Annotated in this window: 19 protein-coding genes; 6 read left to right on the plus strand and 13 right to left on the minus strand. The window is 57.4% G+C overall.

Going from position 1 to position 15,783, the window contains the following annotated elements:
* Positions 1-63: 63 nt before the first annotated feature.
* The 5 genes from BRA42_RS07575 to BRA42_RS14550 all read right to left on the minus strand — a co-directional run bounded on the left by BRA42_RS07575 (position 64) and on the right by BRA42_RS14550 (position 2,480).
* Entirely contained in the window at positions 64-336 is a 273-nt protein-coding gene (locus tag BRA42_RS07575) for a type II toxin-antitoxin system RelE/ParE family toxin (RefSeq protein ID WP_342771136.1), read from the minus strand.
* Complete coding sequence (locus BRA42_RS07580) at positions 333-563, minus strand: DUF7557 family protein (RefSeq protein ID WP_292405097.1); 231 nt, start codon at positions 561-563, stop codon at positions 333-335. The genes BRA42_RS07575 and BRA42_RS07580 overlap by 4 nt, the downstream gene beginning before the upstream one ends.
* Before the next feature lie 95 nt (positions 564-658).
* Positions 659-1,219 carry a type I restriction endonuclease gene (locus BRA42_RS07585; RefSeq protein WP_292405094.1) on the minus strand — a complete coding sequence of 187 codons (561 nt, stop codon included), beginning with the start codon at positions 1,217-1,219 and terminating at the stop codon, positions 659-661.
* A gap of 166 nt (positions 1,220-1,385) precedes the next feature.
* A complete protein-coding gene (locus BRA42_RS07590; RefSeq protein WP_292405092.1) occupies positions 1,386-2,174 on the minus strand; it encodes an ATP-binding protein in 789 nt (262 codons plus the stop codon).
* A gap of 105 nt (positions 2,175-2,279) precedes the next feature.
* Positions 2,280-2,480, minus strand: a complete 201-nt coding sequence (locus BRA42_RS14550) for a type II toxin-antitoxin system HicA family toxin (RefSeq protein WP_394339232.1) — start codon at positions 2,478-2,480, stop codon at positions 2,280-2,282.
* 699 nt (positions 2,481-3,179) lie between these two features.
* Between BRA42_RS14550 and BRA42_RS07595 the strand changes: the two genes are divergently transcribed.
* Both BRA42_RS07595 and BRA42_RS14555 read left to right on the plus strand, forming a co-directional pair.
* Positions 3,180-3,341 (plus strand): hypothetical protein, encoded by a 162-nt coding sequence (locus tag BRA42_RS07595; RefSeq protein ID WP_342770926.1) that lies wholly within the window; start codon positions 3,180-3,182, stop codon positions 3,339-3,341.
* Positions 3,342-3,489: 148 nt separating this feature from the next.
* Positions 3,490-3,921 (plus strand): GNAT family N-acetyltransferase, encoded by a 432-nt coding sequence (locus tag BRA42_RS14555; RefSeq protein WP_394339213.1) that lies wholly within the window; start codon positions 3,490-3,492, stop codon positions 3,919-3,921.
* Positions 3,922-4,278: 357 nt separating this feature from the next.
* Here the strand turns inward: BRA42_RS14555 and BRA42_RS07605 are convergent, their stop codons facing one another.
* The 5 genes from BRA42_RS07605 to BRA42_RS07625 form a co-directional block, all read right to left on the minus strand.
* A complete protein-coding gene (locus tag BRA42_RS07605) occupies positions 4,279-5,058 on the minus strand; it encodes a sugar phosphate isomerase/epimerase family protein (protein ID WP_292410506.1) in 780 nt (259 codons plus the stop codon).
* Positions 5,059-5,476: 418 nt separating this feature from the next.
* Positions 5,477-6,334 (minus strand): DNA-3-methyladenine glycosylase family protein, encoded by an 858-nt coding sequence (locus BRA42_RS07610; RefSeq protein ID WP_292410508.1) that lies wholly within the window; start codon positions 6,332-6,334, stop codon positions 5,477-5,479.
* 24 nt (positions 6,335-6,358) lie between these two features.
* Positions 6,359-7,273, minus strand: a complete 915-nt coding sequence (gene nifB, locus BRA42_RS07615) for a nitrogenase cofactor biosynthesis protein NifB (RefSeq protein ID WP_292410510.1) — start codon at positions 7,271-7,273, stop codon at positions 6,359-6,361.
* A gap of 40 nt (positions 7,274-7,313) precedes the next feature.
* Entirely contained in the window at positions 7,314-8,540 is a 1,227-nt protein-coding gene (locus BRA42_RS07620) for a hypothetical protein (protein ID WP_342770924.1), read from the minus strand.
* Positions 8,541-8,624: 84 nt separating this feature from the next.
* On the minus strand, positions 8,625-10,616 hold the full coding sequence (locus BRA42_RS07625) for a methyltransferase domain-containing protein (RefSeq protein WP_292410514.1): 1,992 nt from the start codon (positions 10,614-10,616) through the stop codon (positions 8,625-8,627).
* A 350-nt stretch (positions 10,617-10,966) separates the two neighbouring features.
* Between BRA42_RS07625 and BRA42_RS07630 the strand changes: the two genes are divergently transcribed.
* Entirely contained in the window at positions 10,967-11,143 is a 177-nt protein-coding gene (locus BRA42_RS07630) for a CxxC-x17-CxxC domain-containing protein (RefSeq protein ID WP_292410516.1), read from the plus strand.
* A 112-nt stretch (positions 11,144-11,255) separates the two neighbouring features.
* Here BRA42_RS07630 and BRA42_RS07635 read toward each other — a convergent pair whose 3' ends face one another.
* Complete coding sequence (locus BRA42_RS07635) at positions 11,256-12,035, minus strand: ABC transporter permease (RefSeq protein ID WP_292410518.1); 780 nt, start codon at positions 12,033-12,035, stop codon at positions 11,256-11,258.
* Complete coding sequence (locus tag BRA42_RS07640) at positions 12,032-12,940, minus strand: ABC transporter ATP-binding protein (protein ID WP_292410529.1); 909 nt, start codon at positions 12,938-12,940, stop codon at positions 12,032-12,034. The genes BRA42_RS07635 and BRA42_RS07640 overlap by 4 nt, the downstream gene beginning before the upstream one ends.
* Positions 12,941-13,131: 191 nt before the next feature.
* On the opposite strand from BRA42_RS07640, the gene BRA42_RS07645 reads away from it, so the two are divergent.
* Positions 13,132-13,557: an SET domain-containing protein gene (locus BRA42_RS07645; RefSeq protein WP_292410520.1), complete on the plus strand. Its 426-nt coding sequence runs from the start codon at positions 13,132-13,134 to the stop codon at positions 13,555-13,557.
* Between the two features lie 795 nt (positions 13,558-14,352).
* On the opposite strand, the gene BRA42_RS07650 is transcribed toward BRA42_RS07645, so the two are convergent.
* Positions 14,353-14,562 carry a TOBE domain-containing protein gene (locus BRA42_RS07650; protein WP_292410522.1) on the minus strand — a complete coding sequence of 70 codons (210 nt, stop codon included), beginning with the start codon at positions 14,560-14,562 and terminating at the stop codon, positions 14,353-14,355.
* A gap of 456 nt (positions 14,563-15,018) precedes the next feature.
* Between BRA42_RS07650 and BRA42_RS07655 the strand changes: the two genes are divergently transcribed.
* Positions 15,019-15,240 (plus strand): hypothetical protein, encoded by a 222-nt coding sequence (locus tag BRA42_RS07655; protein WP_292410525.1) that lies wholly within the window; start codon positions 15,019-15,021, stop codon positions 15,238-15,240.
* Between the two features lie 238 nt (positions 15,241-15,478).
* Positions 15,479-15,667 (plus strand): hypothetical protein, encoded by a 189-nt coding sequence (locus tag BRA42_RS07660; protein WP_292410527.1) that lies wholly within the window; start codon positions 15,479-15,481, stop codon positions 15,665-15,667.
* Positions 15,668-15,783 lie beyond the last annotated feature (116 nt).

Consider the following 15,783-nt stretch of genomic DNA (forward strand, 5'->3'; position numbering starts at 1 on the left):
CATGCCCCCGACGAGAGGTGGGGGTAGTTGACCTTCTGGTATGCAGAGCGGAAATGACGGCTATCAATATTTCCGATAGACTTTACTCCGATTTCCAATATCGATCACGGTAATAATCATCATATTATTCTCGAACACAAGAATGATCCGGTACTGTCCCACACGAAAAGAATACAACGGACTGTTCTGGTGTCCTTTCAGTTTTTTGGCGTACAGACGAGGGAACGGCTCGTCTGCCAGGGCGTAGAGTTCGTCCTTAATTCGTTGGGCATCAGGGTCCGGGATTTGATTGAGTTTCCGCTCCGCTCCTGGCATGAGGAGGAGCCGCCAGGTCATCGAAGGCCCCGTTCCCGAGCATACTCTTCGAAGGGGCGACCCCGACCGGCCCGCATGTCCGCGATGCTTTCTTCGATCTCCTGCAGCGTTTCTTCGGAGAGCGGCTCCGGATCGAAGAACGCGTCCATGATACGATTGAGCGTCTCGTCATAACTCTCCCGGGGGTGCATTTTCAGGGCATCCAGACGGGACTTGGTCTCGGGTTGGAGCTGGATCGTCGTTGCCATAACAAACTATAGGTTACTATATGGTATAAAGATGCTGTCAGGGTCCCTTACAACAGGTCCCCTCAAAATTGGGTAGTGCCCTACGAAACAACTGGTCATCTGAGATCACATCCGGGTGTTCCCGATTGATTGAGATCCGGAACACGGGGTTCGTTCTCCTCCGTCCGCCACGGCCCCCAGAGGTCGATCGGCATCCTTATGGAGCCGTAGCGGTAGATCCTGCCCTCGGTGGCGAAGGAGAAGACGTTGGGGACGAACATGGCCGGCACCTGCTTCTCGTAGATCTCATTGATCTGGTATGCGCCGTCAAACCAGGTCACGGCGCTACGGGCGGGACTCTTTGCCTCGCCGATCACGAGCGGCAGTCCGTTGACGACGAAGCCGATGTCGGACCGCTTCTCCACGGCTCCGGCCTGGTAGATCCACTGGTTGGTGACGACGAGGTGGTTACTGCCTGGGTTTTCGGCGTCGACGAGCCGCACCGGGACGTGCTCGCCGTTCATCCCGAAGGGCATGGTCTTCTCGCCCCGGAGCCAGGCTATGAAATTCTCGTTCGCCCGGACGAGGCCGTCGGCCTGAACGGAAAGGAGGATGGCACGGAGGTTGTAGATCACCTCGTCGGCCCGGTCGGGCCCGGCAGCGATATCGGGGTTCAAACATCACGTCGCCTGACCGGCGCGGGATTTGGGCTGGGGGCACGTAGGTCCAACCGGCCGGGCAATGCGGCCCGGGGGGCTTCCTGCACGGTCAGGTGGGCGGCCCGCCGCTTTCGGGTGACGGCATCAAGGATCAGCTGCTCGACGGTGGAGGAATCGGTGAAGGTCATTCCAGCACCTCCCAGCGCCCGCCGCGGGCGGGGCCGATGCGGCGGAGCCGGCCGTCTCTACGCAGGTTGGCGATCTGCTTTTCGACCGCCCTCTGTGTGATCTCGAGCCGTTCTGCGACTACTCTTGCTGCCAGGTCGGGTTCGGCCTTCAGGAGTTCAAGGATTTTCTCCGAACTTTTCTCCGAACCTTTCTCCGAACTTTTCTCCTCCTTTCGGTGAACTGTGACGGTGAAGAGGCAACCGTCCCGGTCGTCGGTGAAGTCGATATCCGGCCAGTCTTCGAGTGCCCGCTTGATGCCGGAGCCGAGACCGCGGTACGGCAGCAGCCCCTTTGCGACGTATGATGCCAGGATAGGGTTCCTGATATTTGAGTTGCCGGTCCGGATCTTTTCCACCGTCAGGTTGTTCGGGAGGTGGCCGGGGCTGATGATCTCGATGCGGTTGTCGAAGACGAACAGCCGGATAGGTGCACTGACCAGGTAATCCCGGTGCACCAGAGCATTGACCCGGAGTTCCTCAAAGACTACCGGCGGGATCTCCAGAACCCCCGGGGTATTGACTCCTTTACCTGCCTGGACCTTCCGCGGGTTGCGCATGATAAAGGCCATGGCGCCCTCGAAGATCTCGGGGAATGTCCCGGAAAAATCCTCGGTGTCGAGGTATTCGCTTGCGTGGATGGCGTTGCCGGGATAGCGGATGGCTTTGATGATGAACTGGGGTTTGATCCACTCGGGTTTCTCAGCAAAGAGGAGCACCCCGGTCAGATTCAGCATGCCGTCATCCATGGCAAGGTTCATGTTCTGCAGGAGTGTTAGCAGTTCTTCAGGTGAATCCGGTAGAAAACATCCCCTCTCCCTACTATTTCGCACTCCTCGTGGATACTCGCCCGGTCAGCGAAGGAGATCGAATATCTGTTGTTTGGGGATCTCTTCATATCGCGCTATCTCGGAGACGATAACGTTAAGCGTCCCCACCGCGAGCGTCCGGTGAAGAGGTATGGTGATGGTTAACGGGCCATGTTTGGTGAATTCTTTGTGCAGGTGAACGTGACTGCCGGTTTGCGAAATAGGTAGAACCCAATCTTGCTGAATGCTTTGATGACATCAGTTCCACTAACAACCGGACGACGCGGCAACGAGATCGACCCTGTATTCGAAATTGGCGGTTGCTTGTGGAGCGGGACTGGAAGACGTTGATCGGTAAATAGTGACGATCGTGATATGTTCTCCCATTTGGAGAAGATCATCATAGTGAAGTAATGTTGCGTCGATGATATTGTTGATGAGATCCCCTATGTTTTCACCCTGGGTGCAGATCAGGTTCCCCGGTGTGCGGGCGCTCGCGCACCACCATTCCCCATCAAATTCAACGTTGAAGAAAACTTGCACGATTTTTCCCCCGAATAATAATCATTTATGCAGTGTGAGAACAGATATTTGTAACTATTCAGGGGACCCGATGAGTCGCCGTCGGCATGAAGGGTTTCTCGTGGATGGATTTTCACATCATCCAGGCGGGCCGTGGTCTCCGGCTGAAACTGGATCGGTGTTACCATAATTCACTATGGGAGGATATGGGGAATAAAGGTTACTTCCTGCTATTCTATTCGATGGAGGAAGGACGACAGTGAAGAGAGGGAGGTCCGGGTAGTATGCCGGATATATGTCGCCAGCGTAAAACAGGCAATTGACGGGATCGATTATACGACCTGCGTTAACCCGAATATATATCAGCCTGGCGGGATATAGTATATCATAACGCGTCGAGAACTGTGTGGAGATGATGTTAATATGGCCCAAAAAATCAAATTAGGTCTCTACCTGGAAGGCGATGACGCCCGCCGCTTTGAGAAGTACATGGCGGACCCCGACCGGTATGATACTCCGGAAGGGAGGGAGATGACCCGCTGGGTACGCGACCACGGAGAGGAACTTGTAAGATCCATCCGGTGAAAATTCTCTCCGTTTCCATCTATTTTTGCGCGATCAAGATGCCTTCAAAGAACTTTTCCACGGTCTCGGGCGCCAGGCTACCAAAGATTCCTCTATCGGATATATCCTTCGAGCATCTCGCCGCCAATCATGACACCTTATCTTTTTTCTGCACGCATCAGGCTCTTACCGACTACCTGACCATAGACGTACTGAAAAAGATGCCCATGTCGCTGTAACCCATCTCGCTGTTTACGAAGGAGAGTGTGCAGGATACTTTTCGCTCCTCAACGACAGTATCATCAAGAAGGACATCGATCCCGAGGACGACAAAGATTGGTATAACCACTCCTATTATCCTGCAGTCAAGATTGCTCGGTTCGCCACACACCGGGAATACGAAGGAAGAGACGTTGGGCGGGCCATGTTAACTGCGGTACGATCGATAGCAATAGCCGTGTCAACCTATTCCGGATGTTGCGTTCTCACCGTCGATGCCAAACCCGATGCTGAACTGTTTTACGAAAGGTTTGGGTTCCATAGAACCCTGAAAACTAAAAAGAAGAACACGATACCGATGTATCGCTGCAATATCTTCTAAATCGTCTCAGCAGCGCAGGTACTCACGATAAACCGTCGATGCGGTGTGGGGACGGCGCGAAGGCACGGCGGACGGACAGTTGGCAGGTCCCGCCATGGGGCCACGATACGGCAAAGCAAACCGCTACGCTCTCACCACCTCCGGCGAGAGGGGAAGGCTTGTTCTCGCGTCCACACCTGCTTGTTGGGGGCACAAACCTCACGCCGGGCGACGTGCCGCCTCCCCTCTCGTGCAGCAGAGGTACTCCTGCGCGTACCCGGCCAGACTCCCCGAAGCAATCTCGCTGAAAAACAACTCTACTGCATTCCACTTCCCGTAACGTTCCAGATCGAAGCCGAACGGCCCCCCTCGTTTGTGTTATCCGTTGTTTCCATCACCCGTACATTCTCTGCAGTCCGGGCCTCCCTTCCCCATCTCTGCCATGAAGCGGATACTCTCGTCGTAGGCCTCAAGCGTTTGCACTTCAACAATCCGCGATGCATTCCGGGGAAGGAGGGGAAGTACCCGGGAGAGATCGATATTCCCGTGTCCCAGCGCCTGGTGGGAATCATCAGAGCCGTCGTTATTATGAAGATGAACATGCAGGGGTTTTCCTATGGCGAGGAACTCATCCAGCGCCCCGTTGAGGTTGGCATGGCCGAGATCCAGGCAGAATGAAAGCCCTGCCTCCTGCAAGACCGGCAGGAAGGAGGGATCGCGGAAATGGCACACCTTCCAGCTCCCCATGTTCTCCACGGCGACCGGCACCCCGTACTCCTCCTGGATTGCTGAAAGATCTCCAAGAGACTGTTGAAGTGCCAGGTACGAACGATCGAGAAGCTCGATCCAGGGCGAGAAACCGGGGTGGACGACCACGCACCCGGCACCGATCTCCCCGGCCGCCCTACAGACTTCACGGAGGAGACCGAGCGATGCCTGCCGGATCGGTTCGCGGCAACTGGCGATATTGATATCGGCGGTCGGGGAATGAACCGTGTACCGGAGGTCGAAGGAGAAACAGGCTTCCGAACAATAGAGGATATCGTGGGCAGCCTCCGAGAGGATCTCGACCGTATCGGTACGGGCGGAGAGGGTCTCCAGAACCTCGGGAAGTTCCCGGTCCATGAGACACCACGTCGAGCACCCTAACTCCTGCATGAAGTTCCTCCGATCATCCCTGCGAAAGCGGCGGTCGCCACCTCCCTGTCGGCGGGGTCGAAGGACCGAACTTCACGGTATTTCGGTGATTCGAGGCTAAAAAAATCCCCGACGTTCCGAACCCCATACACCTCTCGGGCCGGGACGATCTTTCCGGGCATCTTCGAACGAGGGGGCTTTTTCGCGGGAAAAAGAGGCTTCTGCATGATAGTAGTGTCTTCATCTTAACCCAAAATAGTTTTACTAATTCGAGTCGGTTTTACTCTCCGGTTGATCTCCCGGACGCCGTCGCGGTATCTTCGGGAGAGGAAGGCCCGCTCCCGTCCCCGCGAAGCGATATGCGATGCTCCGACAGGAACGACGCTCAGGAGCACGCTGGTTCGTAAGAACCGGAGCGCGAGCACCGTCCGGCGCAAACTCACTCCGTGTGACGTGCAGGGCCCCGTGCGCAGTAGAGGTACTCCTGCGCGTACCCGGCGTACTCCCCGAAGTAGTCCCGCGCGAACCGCCGGATCCGCTCGTACTCCGCCGGGGTGCAACTCCGGCCCGTGAGGTCCGGGAGGTAGGTCTCCGCCACGATCCGGCGTATCCAGACGTCGACCGGGAACGCCTCGAAAAACCCGAACGCAAAGAGCAGCACGCAGTCCGCCGCCTTCGGCCCGACGCCCCGGAACTCCATCAGCGCCCGCCGCGCCTCCTCGAAGGGAAGGGCCGCGACCCGTTCCGCCCAATCGGGGTGCTCGCTTGCATAGGCCGCGGCGTCCCGGACGTAATCCGTCCGGTAGCCAAGTTTGCAGTCCCACAGGTCCGCACAGGAGACCTTTGCGAGCGCCTCCGGTTCGGGGAACGCATACGCCGTCTCGAAGGGGCCGTCTATCCGTCTCCCGTAGCGCTCCGCCATCAGCGCGACCCGCCGCTTCACCGCCGGGATGTTCGTGTTCGTGGCGCAGAGGTACGAGATCAGACACTCCCACGGCGGCTGCCTCACGAGCCGGAGCCCCCGGCACTCCCGGATCGCAGCGCCGATCGCCGGGTCGCGGTCGATGGACGAGAGGACGGCGGGAAGGTCCTGGTCGAGCCGGAAGTAGTCGCGGATGAACCTCTCGTCCGCCCCGGCAAACGTGAGAGCCTCTGCATCCTGCCGTATGCGAACGGCCCGGCCGTCGACGACGCCCTGCCACCGCCCGTCCGCCTTCTCCCAGCGGAAAGCCTGCCCGCAGGAGAGCGTCCGGTCGAGGTCGAACGGCTGGTCGGCCCGGAGCATGATCGCCGTCATGTCCGGCGGGTAAAAAAGAATTGATTACTCTGCCTTCTCATCCTTCATCTGCCGGTAGACGCATGACTGGACGTCCTGACCGAGTTTCCCGATCGCGTCCGCCCGGCAGCGTGCGCAGTGGCGCATCTGCTTGATATACAGTGCGCATCGGTCCTGCATCTCCCGCTTCTCCTTCGGCGTCGGAGGAGTGATCCCGGCGAACTTATACTGCGGGATGAGCGGGATGACGTTGAAGGTGAACGCCCCCATCTCCCCGACCTTCTTTGCGATCTCGGGGATATGCTCGTCGTTGATCCCGGGGATGTAGACGGTGTTTATCTTGACCAGCATCTTCTTTGCAACCGCCATCTCGATCCCCTTCATCTGCTGGGAAAGAAGCAGTTCCGCCCCTTCGCGCCCATGGTACTTCTTCCCGTTGTACTCGACCCAGGAGTAGATCTTCTCCCCGATCGCAGGGTCGATGGCGTTGAGCGTGACCGTCACGTTTCCGACATCGTTCTTCGCCAGTTCCTCGATCGACTCGGGGAGTACCAGACCATTTGTGCTGATGCACAGGATCTGGTGCGGGAACTCCTCGTGAATCAGTCGCAGAGCCTCAAACGTCTCGGGATTTGCAAGCGGCTCACCCGGTCCCGCGATACCGATCACCTTCACGTACGGGTACTCCTTGAGGACGTTCCTGACGAGATCGAGCGCCTCCTTCGGGGTGAGAACCCTGCTCGTCACGCCCGGCCGGCTCTCATTCACGCAGTCGAAGTCTCGCACACAGTAGTTACACTGGATGTTGCACTTCGGAGCGACGGGGATGTGGCAGCGCCCGAAGGCGTGGCACGCTTTATCAGAGTAGCAGGGATGCTCGCTGATCTTGCGCAGTTGTTCCGGATCGTAGGGGACCTCTCTGCCCCGAACCGTCGCGATCCGATACGATTCATCGGCCATGTAATTATGATCTATGTCCCGGGGGATTATATACTGATGGTTACCGGGGGCTACCGGCATTCATACCCGTCGGTTCGCTCGGTCTCTCAGTGCGCATCCCGCTATCGGGCTCCGGCACGGCTTTCTGGGGTGTGTCCCGGCTCCGGTCAAGGATACGGCAGATGTCGGGAAGAACGAGGCAGACCGGGAAAAAACCGAAGATACTGTGATATTCCGATGCGTATACTTTCATCCGCTGGTAGTCTCGTTGCATCTGCGAGAGATTTGCCATGAGATCCGCAAGATGCCCGGACCCATGGAGTTCCTCCGGTGTTTTTGGGAATGCGGCAAGCCGGTTCAGGATACCGTCCCGCCAGACATGGACCTTGTAATCGCTCACCTGCAAGGAGAGTTCCCGGCTGTATGCCCCCTGCAGGTACCGGACGATGGTGACCTGCGAAGCGAATATGACCGCGAGCAGCAGGAGGTCCCACCCGAGGACAAGGTTGACCGAGGCGAGGAATGTCGAAAAGGTCACCCCCGGGAGAAGCATTGCCGATACGGCGAGGACTCCGCTTGCGGCTCCAATGACGGCGACGACGAGGACGACCTGCATCGCCGCCCTCCATCCCGCCCGGATCTTCTCCTGCATAGTTACCCGCATCACGTCGAGCGAGAGGAAGAAACTCGTCGTATAGGGCTTGAAGTACCAGATGCCGGCATAGAAAAGGACGATTGCAAGGGACTGAAGAGTGATCAGCGCTGCCGTCCCCGTTTCGAGCGATCCCGTTACATACCCGCAGAAGAGTGCAAAGAGTATATTGACGCCGAATATCAGACCGAACCCCGCGGCGAGGGGCTGAGAGTTGATGAAGAAAATGTCCCAGAGCACCTTCCCGAGCGCCTGCAGATCGTGAACCGCAGGGTGGGGCCCCCCTCTGGTAGCCCGGAGCGATCGGAGGACCTCCCGGACGGTCTCCCCGCCCCGGGAAACCGTCACCCCCTCTCCGGTCGGGATCATCAGGATGAAGGGGTTCACCATATACAGGATGAAACTCGATGCAATCCAGTACGGCATGAAGTGGTGGGGGAGGATGAGCAGGAAGAAGAGGTTTGCGAGGAACGCGGCGAGAATGAAGGGCCCTGTGGCGTGAAGGCGGTCGTCGCGTGCGAAGAGGGACGATTGCCGCCGCTCTTCGCATGCGATCTCGTCCATCACGTCTCTTGAAAGCGCTTCTGCTTCCCGGGCACACCTCGTAAAGAGCGTGTCTTTCTCCGGCCCCGCCATATGCGGGAAGACAGTGGTCTTTTTAGGATAAATGCATTCGCAACGAAGGTGAACCGCTCCCGATCCGGCGAAAAAAAAGGGAGTTCAGGCCGCCTGCCGGGGCAGGTCGAGCGGAGAGGACTCCGTTTCGGTTTCCTGCACGTCGGTTGCCTGTTCGATCCCGAACCTTTCCTCTGCCGCCTTCAGGATTCGCCCGAGCATCTCGGAGTACGTGAGGCCCGCATACTTTGCCATCTTTGCGAGGTGGCCGTCCCAGCACCAGCCGGGGTTCGGGTTGACTTCCAGGAGTTTCGGGTTGCCGGCTTCATCCAGGCGCCAGTCGAACCGGCAGTAGTCGCGGCACTCTAGACGCTCAAAGAGGACAAGACAGCACCTTACAATCGTCTTTTCTGTTTTTTCGGGGAGATCCGCCGGCTTCGAGACGATCTTCCAGTAGGGTGAATCCGGGAGCCACTTCGCTTCGTAGCCGCAGATCCGGGGAAATTCCGCGGGCAGCGCAGAGTAATCCTCCTCGATGACGGGAAGCACCGTGCAGTAGCCCGACGGATTTCCGATGATCCCGACGCTGATATCTTTCCCGGTGAGAAACTCCTCGACGAGGAGCGAGCGGTCATAGCCGAGTGTCGTCCGGAGCGTGTTGATGATATCGGAGAGTTCCTCGATGGTATGGGCGATGCTCTTCTGTGTGATGCCGTATGATGAGTCGCCCGCGTTTGGCTTGACGATTGCCGGGAATTTCATCCCGACGGCGTAGGTACGGTCGCCGGGCGTTATGAAGCAGGCATCCGGCACCGGGATACCCATCTCCTTCGCGACGCCGCGCACAAGCGACTTATCGTAGCAGAATGCAAGCGACTGCGGTCCGGAGCCCGTATACGGTATATCGAGCATCTCGAGAAGCGCCGGGATGTGGAGCTCTTTCCTCGGGTCGTTGTTGAACCCCTCGTCGCAGAGGTTGAAGACATAGTCCACCTTCCCCTTCAGTTTCAAGAGATCCGGGATCATGGTGTCGTGTTTGCACAGGAAGGTGAACCGGTAACCCGCACGTTCCCGGAGGGCCGCCTTCATCTGGCCGATGGTGTAGAAGTCGTCGTCGTCAAAGGTGCAGGAGGGCTTTAAAGCGTCGGGCTTTGCCGGGTCGCCGAGCATCACCGCGACGTGCTTTGTCCGCTCCTGCTCTCTTGTCTTTGTCGTCGACCAATCTTTCTTGAGGACCGCCGTGACAATGTGGCGGCGTTCCATCATGCCGAGATCCTGGTTCCGCTGCGACTCCGTGGCGATGTTGTGGAAGGTGATCCCCGAGAAATCGGCCCGCTCCAGGAGCCGCCGGAGTGCCTCGGGAGTATAGAGACGTTCGGCGTAAAACTGGTCGGCTATGACACCCTTGTCGACGTCGGTGATCACCTCCCGGGATATCAGGCGCTGCTCGTCGAGCGAGAGGGACCGCTCGCGGCAGACGAACATAGCGTCGTCGATCCACTCCCACGACCTCGGCTGGAAGTGCTCTTTCAGGTAATCGCCGTCGGCCACATCCAGGAGCACCCGGCCCCAGGGTTTGAGGATGCGCCGGAGTTCGGTGAGGATCCGCAGGTCTTCCTCGACAGAATCAAAGTACCCGAAACTGTTCCCGAGGACAAGGACAACGTCATAAGTGTCGGTGCGGTACGGGAGCCGACGTGCATCCCCTTCCCGGAACCGGACCGGGAGCCCCTCTTTCTTTGCGGTGGATCGGGCACGGTGGATCAGGTAATGCGACTGGTCGAGGCCCTCGACGTTATAACCCCTCCGTACGAGTTCGAGGGTGTGCCTTCCCTGGCCGCAACAGAGGTCGAGGATCTTCGCGTCGGGTTCCAGGTGCAGGATCTGAACAATCTGATCGATCTCCCTTTCCGTGATCTGCCGGTCGTCGACGACGTCGCCGTCGGTTTTCAGGTAGAGACGATTAAAGATGCCCTTCCACCAGTCGGATTTCACATGCTCTTCAAGGTTCGGGACAGGACCAATCGTCTTCCTTTCCCGGTGTTTTCCCTTTGGTCTGCTATCGGGAGGTTCGTCTGTGTGGTTCTCGTCAGTCATGCTGAGCCACTCACCTTAGTCCCATCTCCAGGATAGAACCGGCGATCTGCCGGATGGTAAAAGAGAACGGTTATCGTGTGTCATAGTTGGATGATCATTCGGTAGGATGGTATCGATAAAAGCATTGTGCCGTTGTTCTTTCTGCCCGGGGAAACAACTGCATTACGGGGGAATTTTTATCGCCAAAAGACCTCGTCACGCACCGGGTGAGAGGTCCTGCGTTGTCCGGTGCGGGACCCGAACCCGGTGGGGATACATCCGGGCGATTTTTACTCTCCGAGATCCATGAGAAATATCTATATGCAGGCGTGTTGTTGTATATGTGCAGTCTATCTGCATGGTTGAAGTACATGGAAGAGAGATATCCGAGCAGGGGTCCCCGCTCGTTCCAGGATCGCCCCCGCGAGTTCCACAAAGCAGTCTGTTCCGACTGCGGCAAAGAGTGCGAAGTACCTTTCAAGCCGACGGAGGGCCGGCCCGTCTACTGTCGCGACTGCCTCCCGAAGCACAGGAAACCCCGATTCTAACCTCTTTTTTTGCGCACGGCCCCCGTGCGGCGTGACTGCTACCGGCAGCATCGGTTATGCGAATTTCCTCTCCGGACCGTGATGCCCGGGAGAACCGATTGACGGGGTGCGGTCACACAATGAGCCTTCTTCTCATCAGCCTGATGGCGAGGACGAAGAAGAGGGCGGTGGCGACGGCGATCCAGGCCAGGTTGAAGAGGTTCATCGGAGAATAGGCCGAGAGCGTGATTGCCCGGTTGATACCGACGACGTGGGTCAGCGGGAGAACGGCGAGGGCGAAGTACTGGATCGGCTGCGGAAGCAGGTCGAGGGGGAAGAACGTTCCCGAGAAGAGGAACATCGGGGTGATGAAGAGAAACGATGGATAGTTCAGCGCGTCGATGCTTGGCGTTATCGCCGTAAAACACATTGCAATCCCTGCAAAGAGAAGACCGACGAGGTAAGCAAAGGGGATGAGGAGCAGGGACGACGGCATGGCCACGACGCCGAAGAGGAGGAGCACCGGGAGCATCAGGGTCGCATAGATCATCCCGCGGGTGGCCCCCCAGAGCATCTCTCCGGCGATCACTTCGTCGATGCTGACCGGCGTTGCGATGATGGCGTCAAACGTCTTCTGATAGTACATTCGGACGAACGACGAGTAGGTACACTCAAAGAAGGCTGAGTTCATCACCGATATCGAGACGAGGGCCGGTGCAATGAATACGGGATACGGTATCCCGTCGACGGACTCGATGTAGGTCCCGAGCCCGAACCCCAGGGCCAGGAGATAGAGGACCGGCTCGACAAAGGGCGGGATAAAGTTTACCTGGTAGGTCCTGAGAAAGGCATCCCAGTTCCTCTGCCAGACGCTCTTCACCCTTCCGGTGATATCGATCAGTCGCTCGCTCACTCCCGCAGCCTCCGTCCGGTCAACCGCAGAAAGACATCCTCCAGGGTCGCGGGGCGAACCGTCACTGCTTCGTGCCGGCAGACCTCAAGCAGTTCGCGTGCTACGTCGTGGGGACGGTCCGTGAATACCTGAAGCATATCTCCGACAAGGTCGTAGTTCACGCCAAGCTCGGTCAGTCGGGCGATCACCTTCGGCGTCTGTTCGACCTCAACGACATCGCTCCCGGCATGTTCCCGGATAAGGTCTGCCGGGGGCCCTTCGACGAGGATCTTCCCGTGGTCCATGATCACCAGCCGGTCGCAGAGGCGTTCCGCTTCGTCCAGGTAGTGCGTGGTGAGGACAAGGGTGTTTCCTTCGGCCTGGAGGTTCCTGAGCCTCTCCCAGATCAGGTGACGCGCCTGCGGGTCGAGCCCGATCGTGGGTTCGTCGAGGATGAGCAGTTCCGGCGCGTTGATCAGGGCCCGGGCGATGATCAGCCGACGTTTCATCCCGCCCGAGAGTTTGTCGACCCGTACGTCCCGTTTCTCTTCAAGTTGCATGAACGCGAGGAGGTTTTCCGCCCGCTGCTCCGCTTCCTGTTTCGGGATGCCAAAGTAGCGCGCATAGACAAGCAGGTTCCGATAGGTTGAGAAATCCGGGTCGAGGTTGGTCTCCTGCGGCACCACCCCGAGGCGGCTCTTGATCTCCCGCTGGTGGGTGTTCACGTCCATGCCGAAGACCTCGAGCGTGCCGCCTGTCTTTGGAGAGATGCACTGGATCATCTTCATGGTCGTCGTCTTTCCCGCCCCGTTCGGCCCGAGAAACCCGAAGACTTCTCCTTTCCTGACCCGGAAGGCGATATGGTCGACTGCGACGAGATCCTCGAACCGCTTCTCGAGGTCGCGCGCTACGATGACGTCTTCGATTGTTTGTTCCTCCAGATATGTCTGTGGGGGCGTGCGGATACAAATTCTTTCGCTTACCCCCCTGTCTTCGCTTCCGCCGGGGTAGGTTTGCCGGAATTCCCTCCGCCCGCATCTTTTTTGCCCGGGCAACACCCACTACTCTCATTCGCACATGGAGGAGCGGTGATACCACGACAGATGGTGCTGGAGCATTGGGTGCGGGGCCGGAGGGGACAATCTTCCCCTCCGACGCCGTCTATGTGGGTTCGACAGAGAGCCGCGGCCGGGGCGTATTCGCCCGCAGGGCGATTGCGGCAGGCGAATTGATCGAGGTCTGTCCGGTGATCATACTCGGGGGAGCGGACGAGCAGGAACTCCTTGACCGGACACGCCTTTACAACTATTACTTCGCATGGGGGGAGCACCCGGAGCTGGCCGCCGTGGCACTGGGCTACGGTTCGCTCTACAACCATTCATATCACGCGAATGCAGATCATGTCTGCGACGTTGCCCGGGGCGAGATTCGTATCTCTGCTCACCGCGCCATCCGGAAGGATGAGGAGATTACCATCAACTACGGCGGCCGGCCCGACTGCCCCGATCCCGTCTGGTTCGATGTTGTGGAGGAAGATGGGTAACTTCTCTCCCCGTCTCTGTCGTTTGACGCCGTTCAATCGCAGCTGAGCCCGGAAGAGACGTGACGGCGATGGGTATCGCGAACGACCGGCCTGGCCAGCGTCCCGGCACCTCCGGGCTACTACAGAGCGACGGCCTGGATCTCCAGTGGAAACGAAGGGGTCTACGACGATCACCCATGATTATCGGAAATCTCTATAGTCCTCCTGCCGCCCGACAGCTCTGGCGCAGTGGGTTTTTCTCAGAAATCGCCTTTGATTTGGGGAAAGTCCTGGAGTTTAGGGACGCTGATCGGAGGCGTGACGGGGAGGGATATCGTGAACGACTGGTCGGGCCAGTGCCCCGGCACCTCCGGATTACTACAGAGAGGCAGTCCAGATCTCCAGTGGAAATGAAGGGGTCTACGACGATCTCCCCTGTTCATCGAAAGTCTCTATAGTTCTCCTGCCACCCGCCGCTCCTCCCGACAGCCCTGGCGGCAGTGCGGGCCTCTCAGAAACTTCCTTTTATTTAGGGAGATTATCGGAGTTTAAGGATGATTTTTGGAGATTTCGATGAAGGATCCGGGATGCGGGTGGGCGAGCACGGAGGTATGGGCTGAATCTCCCGGGTTCCCCTTTTGTATGGAAATGCAGTTTCCGTCCTGTATGTTTGTTGTCCAGAAGACATTATGAGGGTTTTTGGCCGGATCTGGGCATACTGCGGAATTTGAGTTCTCGGGGTACAATGACACGCTCCGGTTGGAACCTGTGGGGCGACGACACAGATGTCGCCGCCCTGAAATGAGTAAGTTTCTCTCAGTCGATGGCGACCATGACCTCTGTCGACTTGATCACGGCGTAGACCTTCTTGCCGACGGTAAGCCCGAGGCTCTCCACGGATTTTTTGGTGATGACCGAGACAATTTCGCCGCCGCCGGAGAGCGCGATGACGACCTCTGCGGTGACCACACCCACATTAATTGCCTTAATCGTTCCCGGCAGCTGATTCCTTGCACTGAGTTTCATGTTGCATCAGGGTGGTGATTTCACAGCCTGATTTATATAGATATTGATGCTCAACACCTTAGCGCGTCGTGCGCCGCATACCTTGCCTAGGTTAGATCGAAGACCCCTAAATCATTGGACATCGAGTTTTCTACTTAATCCATAGGTGGAAGCGCATAATCTCCGTATTTGGGCAAATCCTTATATATACAGGAAACCGGTTCTCCCGGTTATACGCCGCCCTGCAGAACGTCATGCCTGAGGAGGCAACGATCATCGGAGAATTGAAGAGAAAATAACTCGTCCTCTTTTTTCCCGAGGATGGGTTTTCCGGCCAGGACAAGATTGGCCGGTACACGCAATCCTCATGGGCGTTTCCCGGCCGATCCCCACAGAAATGGGCGAATGCTGTTCGGGAAACTGGGGTCTTGCACCCCTACACAAAGTGTATCCCTTTGGATGGCAGACACCATGTGTATGCGGACGATAGAAGTATCCGATGCAATTTATCAAGAAATCATCTCGCGCAGAAAAGGAAGAAAATCGATCAGCAAGACCCTTGAGTGCGAATTAAAGCCCAAAAAAGTGGTAGCCTGCGAGACAGCCGTGAACGTTAAAAAGGTCGATGAAATGGTCCGAAGAACCAACAGAGAGAAAACATACACCTCCGGGGAACTTCACGCAAAATACGGAATTTAACTATTTCCGATAGATCCACGAGTAACTTGTACAGGCCAAATATGAAGGTTAACAGAGTGGCATAAGGCAAAAGAAGGAGTGCTGTTGTGATTAGCTCACTATCCATTGATCTGAGCGTTTTTCGATAGCATATAACTGTATTACAAGTGTGTCGCGGTCCCTCACGAGACAGATACCTCTATCTGCCAAAAATGAGGAGAGAATAGTAATGCCGTTACCTCCCGCACAACTCGAAAGAATGCAGTATCTGCTTGGCAAGTCTCAGAATACTTCGCTGACGCCGACAGAGCAGAATGAATTATGGCGTTATGTCGTAGCGGAGAAGCCGGAGGCAAAGGACGTCACGTTTGAAACCGTGATGACGCTGGGACTGATCATCGTCGGTGCGTATCTTCTCGAAGTCATCCTAAAAGTTTCCAGCGGCTGACGATTCCTATAGTTCAGAGCATTCTGTCGCCTCCCCGCGAAAAATTGAGGGGTCTCTGGCGTCAAACCTCTGATACGGCTCCTCTCTGGGTATCGCCACGCGGGGGAGGGATCGGG

Origin of the sequence: Methanoculleus sp. UBA374 (assembly GCA_002508705.1) — an archaeon.
In the GTDB taxonomy this organism is placed as follows: Archaea; Halobacteriota; Methanomicrobia; order Methanomicrobiales; family Methanoculleaceae; genus Methanoculleus; species Methanoculleus palmolei.

Coding starts and splice junctions, on each gene's coding strand:
- BRA42_RS07575 (WP_342771136.1), bottom strand. CDS start 336: ATGACCTGGCGGCTCCTCCTCATGCCAGGAGCGGAGCGGAAACTCAAT.
- BRA42_RS07580 (WP_292405097.1), bottom strand. CDS start 563: ATGGCAACGACGATCCAGCTCCAACCCGAGACCAAGTCCCGTCTGGAT.
- BRA42_RS07590 (WP_292405092.1), bottom strand. CDS start 2,174: ATGGATGACGGCATGCTGAATCTGACCGGGGTGCTCCTCTTTGCTGAG.
- BRA42_RS07595 (WP_342770926.1), top strand. CDS start 3,180: ATGGCCCAAAAAATCAAATTAGGTCTCTACCTGGAAGGCGATGACGCC.
- BRA42_RS07605 (WP_292410506.1), bottom strand. CDS start 5,058: ATGCAGGAGTTAGGGTGCTCGACGTGGTGTCTCATGGACCGGGAACTT.
- BRA42_RS07610 (WP_292410508.1), bottom strand. CDS start 6,334: ATGACGGCGATCATGCTCCGGGCCGACCAGCCGTTCGACCTCGACCGG.
- nifB (WP_292410510.1), bottom strand. CDS start 7,273: ATGGCCGATGAATCGTATCGGATCGCGACGGTTCGGGGCAGAGAGGTC.
- BRA42_RS07620 (WP_342770924.1), bottom strand. CDS start 8,540: ATGGCGGGGCCGGAGAAAGACACGCTCTTTACGAGGTGTGCCCGGGAA.
- BRA42_RS07625 (WP_292410514.1), bottom strand. CDS start 10,616: ATGACTGACGAGAACCACACAGACGAACCTCCCGATAGCAGACCAAAG.
- BRA42_RS07630 (WP_292410516.1), top strand. CDS start 10,967: ATGGAAGAGAGATATCCGAGCAGGGGTCCCCGCTCGTTCCAGGATCGC.
- BRA42_RS07650 (WP_292410522.1), bottom strand. CDS start 14,562: ATGAAACTCAGTGCAAGGAATCAGCTGCCGGGAACGATTAAGGCAATT.
- BRA42_RS07655 (WP_292410525.1), top strand. CDS start 15,019: ATGCGGACGATAGAAGTATCCGATGCAATTTATCAAGAAATCATCTCG.
- BRA42_RS07660 (WP_292410527.1), top strand. CDS start 15,479: ATGCAGTATCTGCTTGGCAAGTCTCAGAATACTTCGCTGACGCCGACA.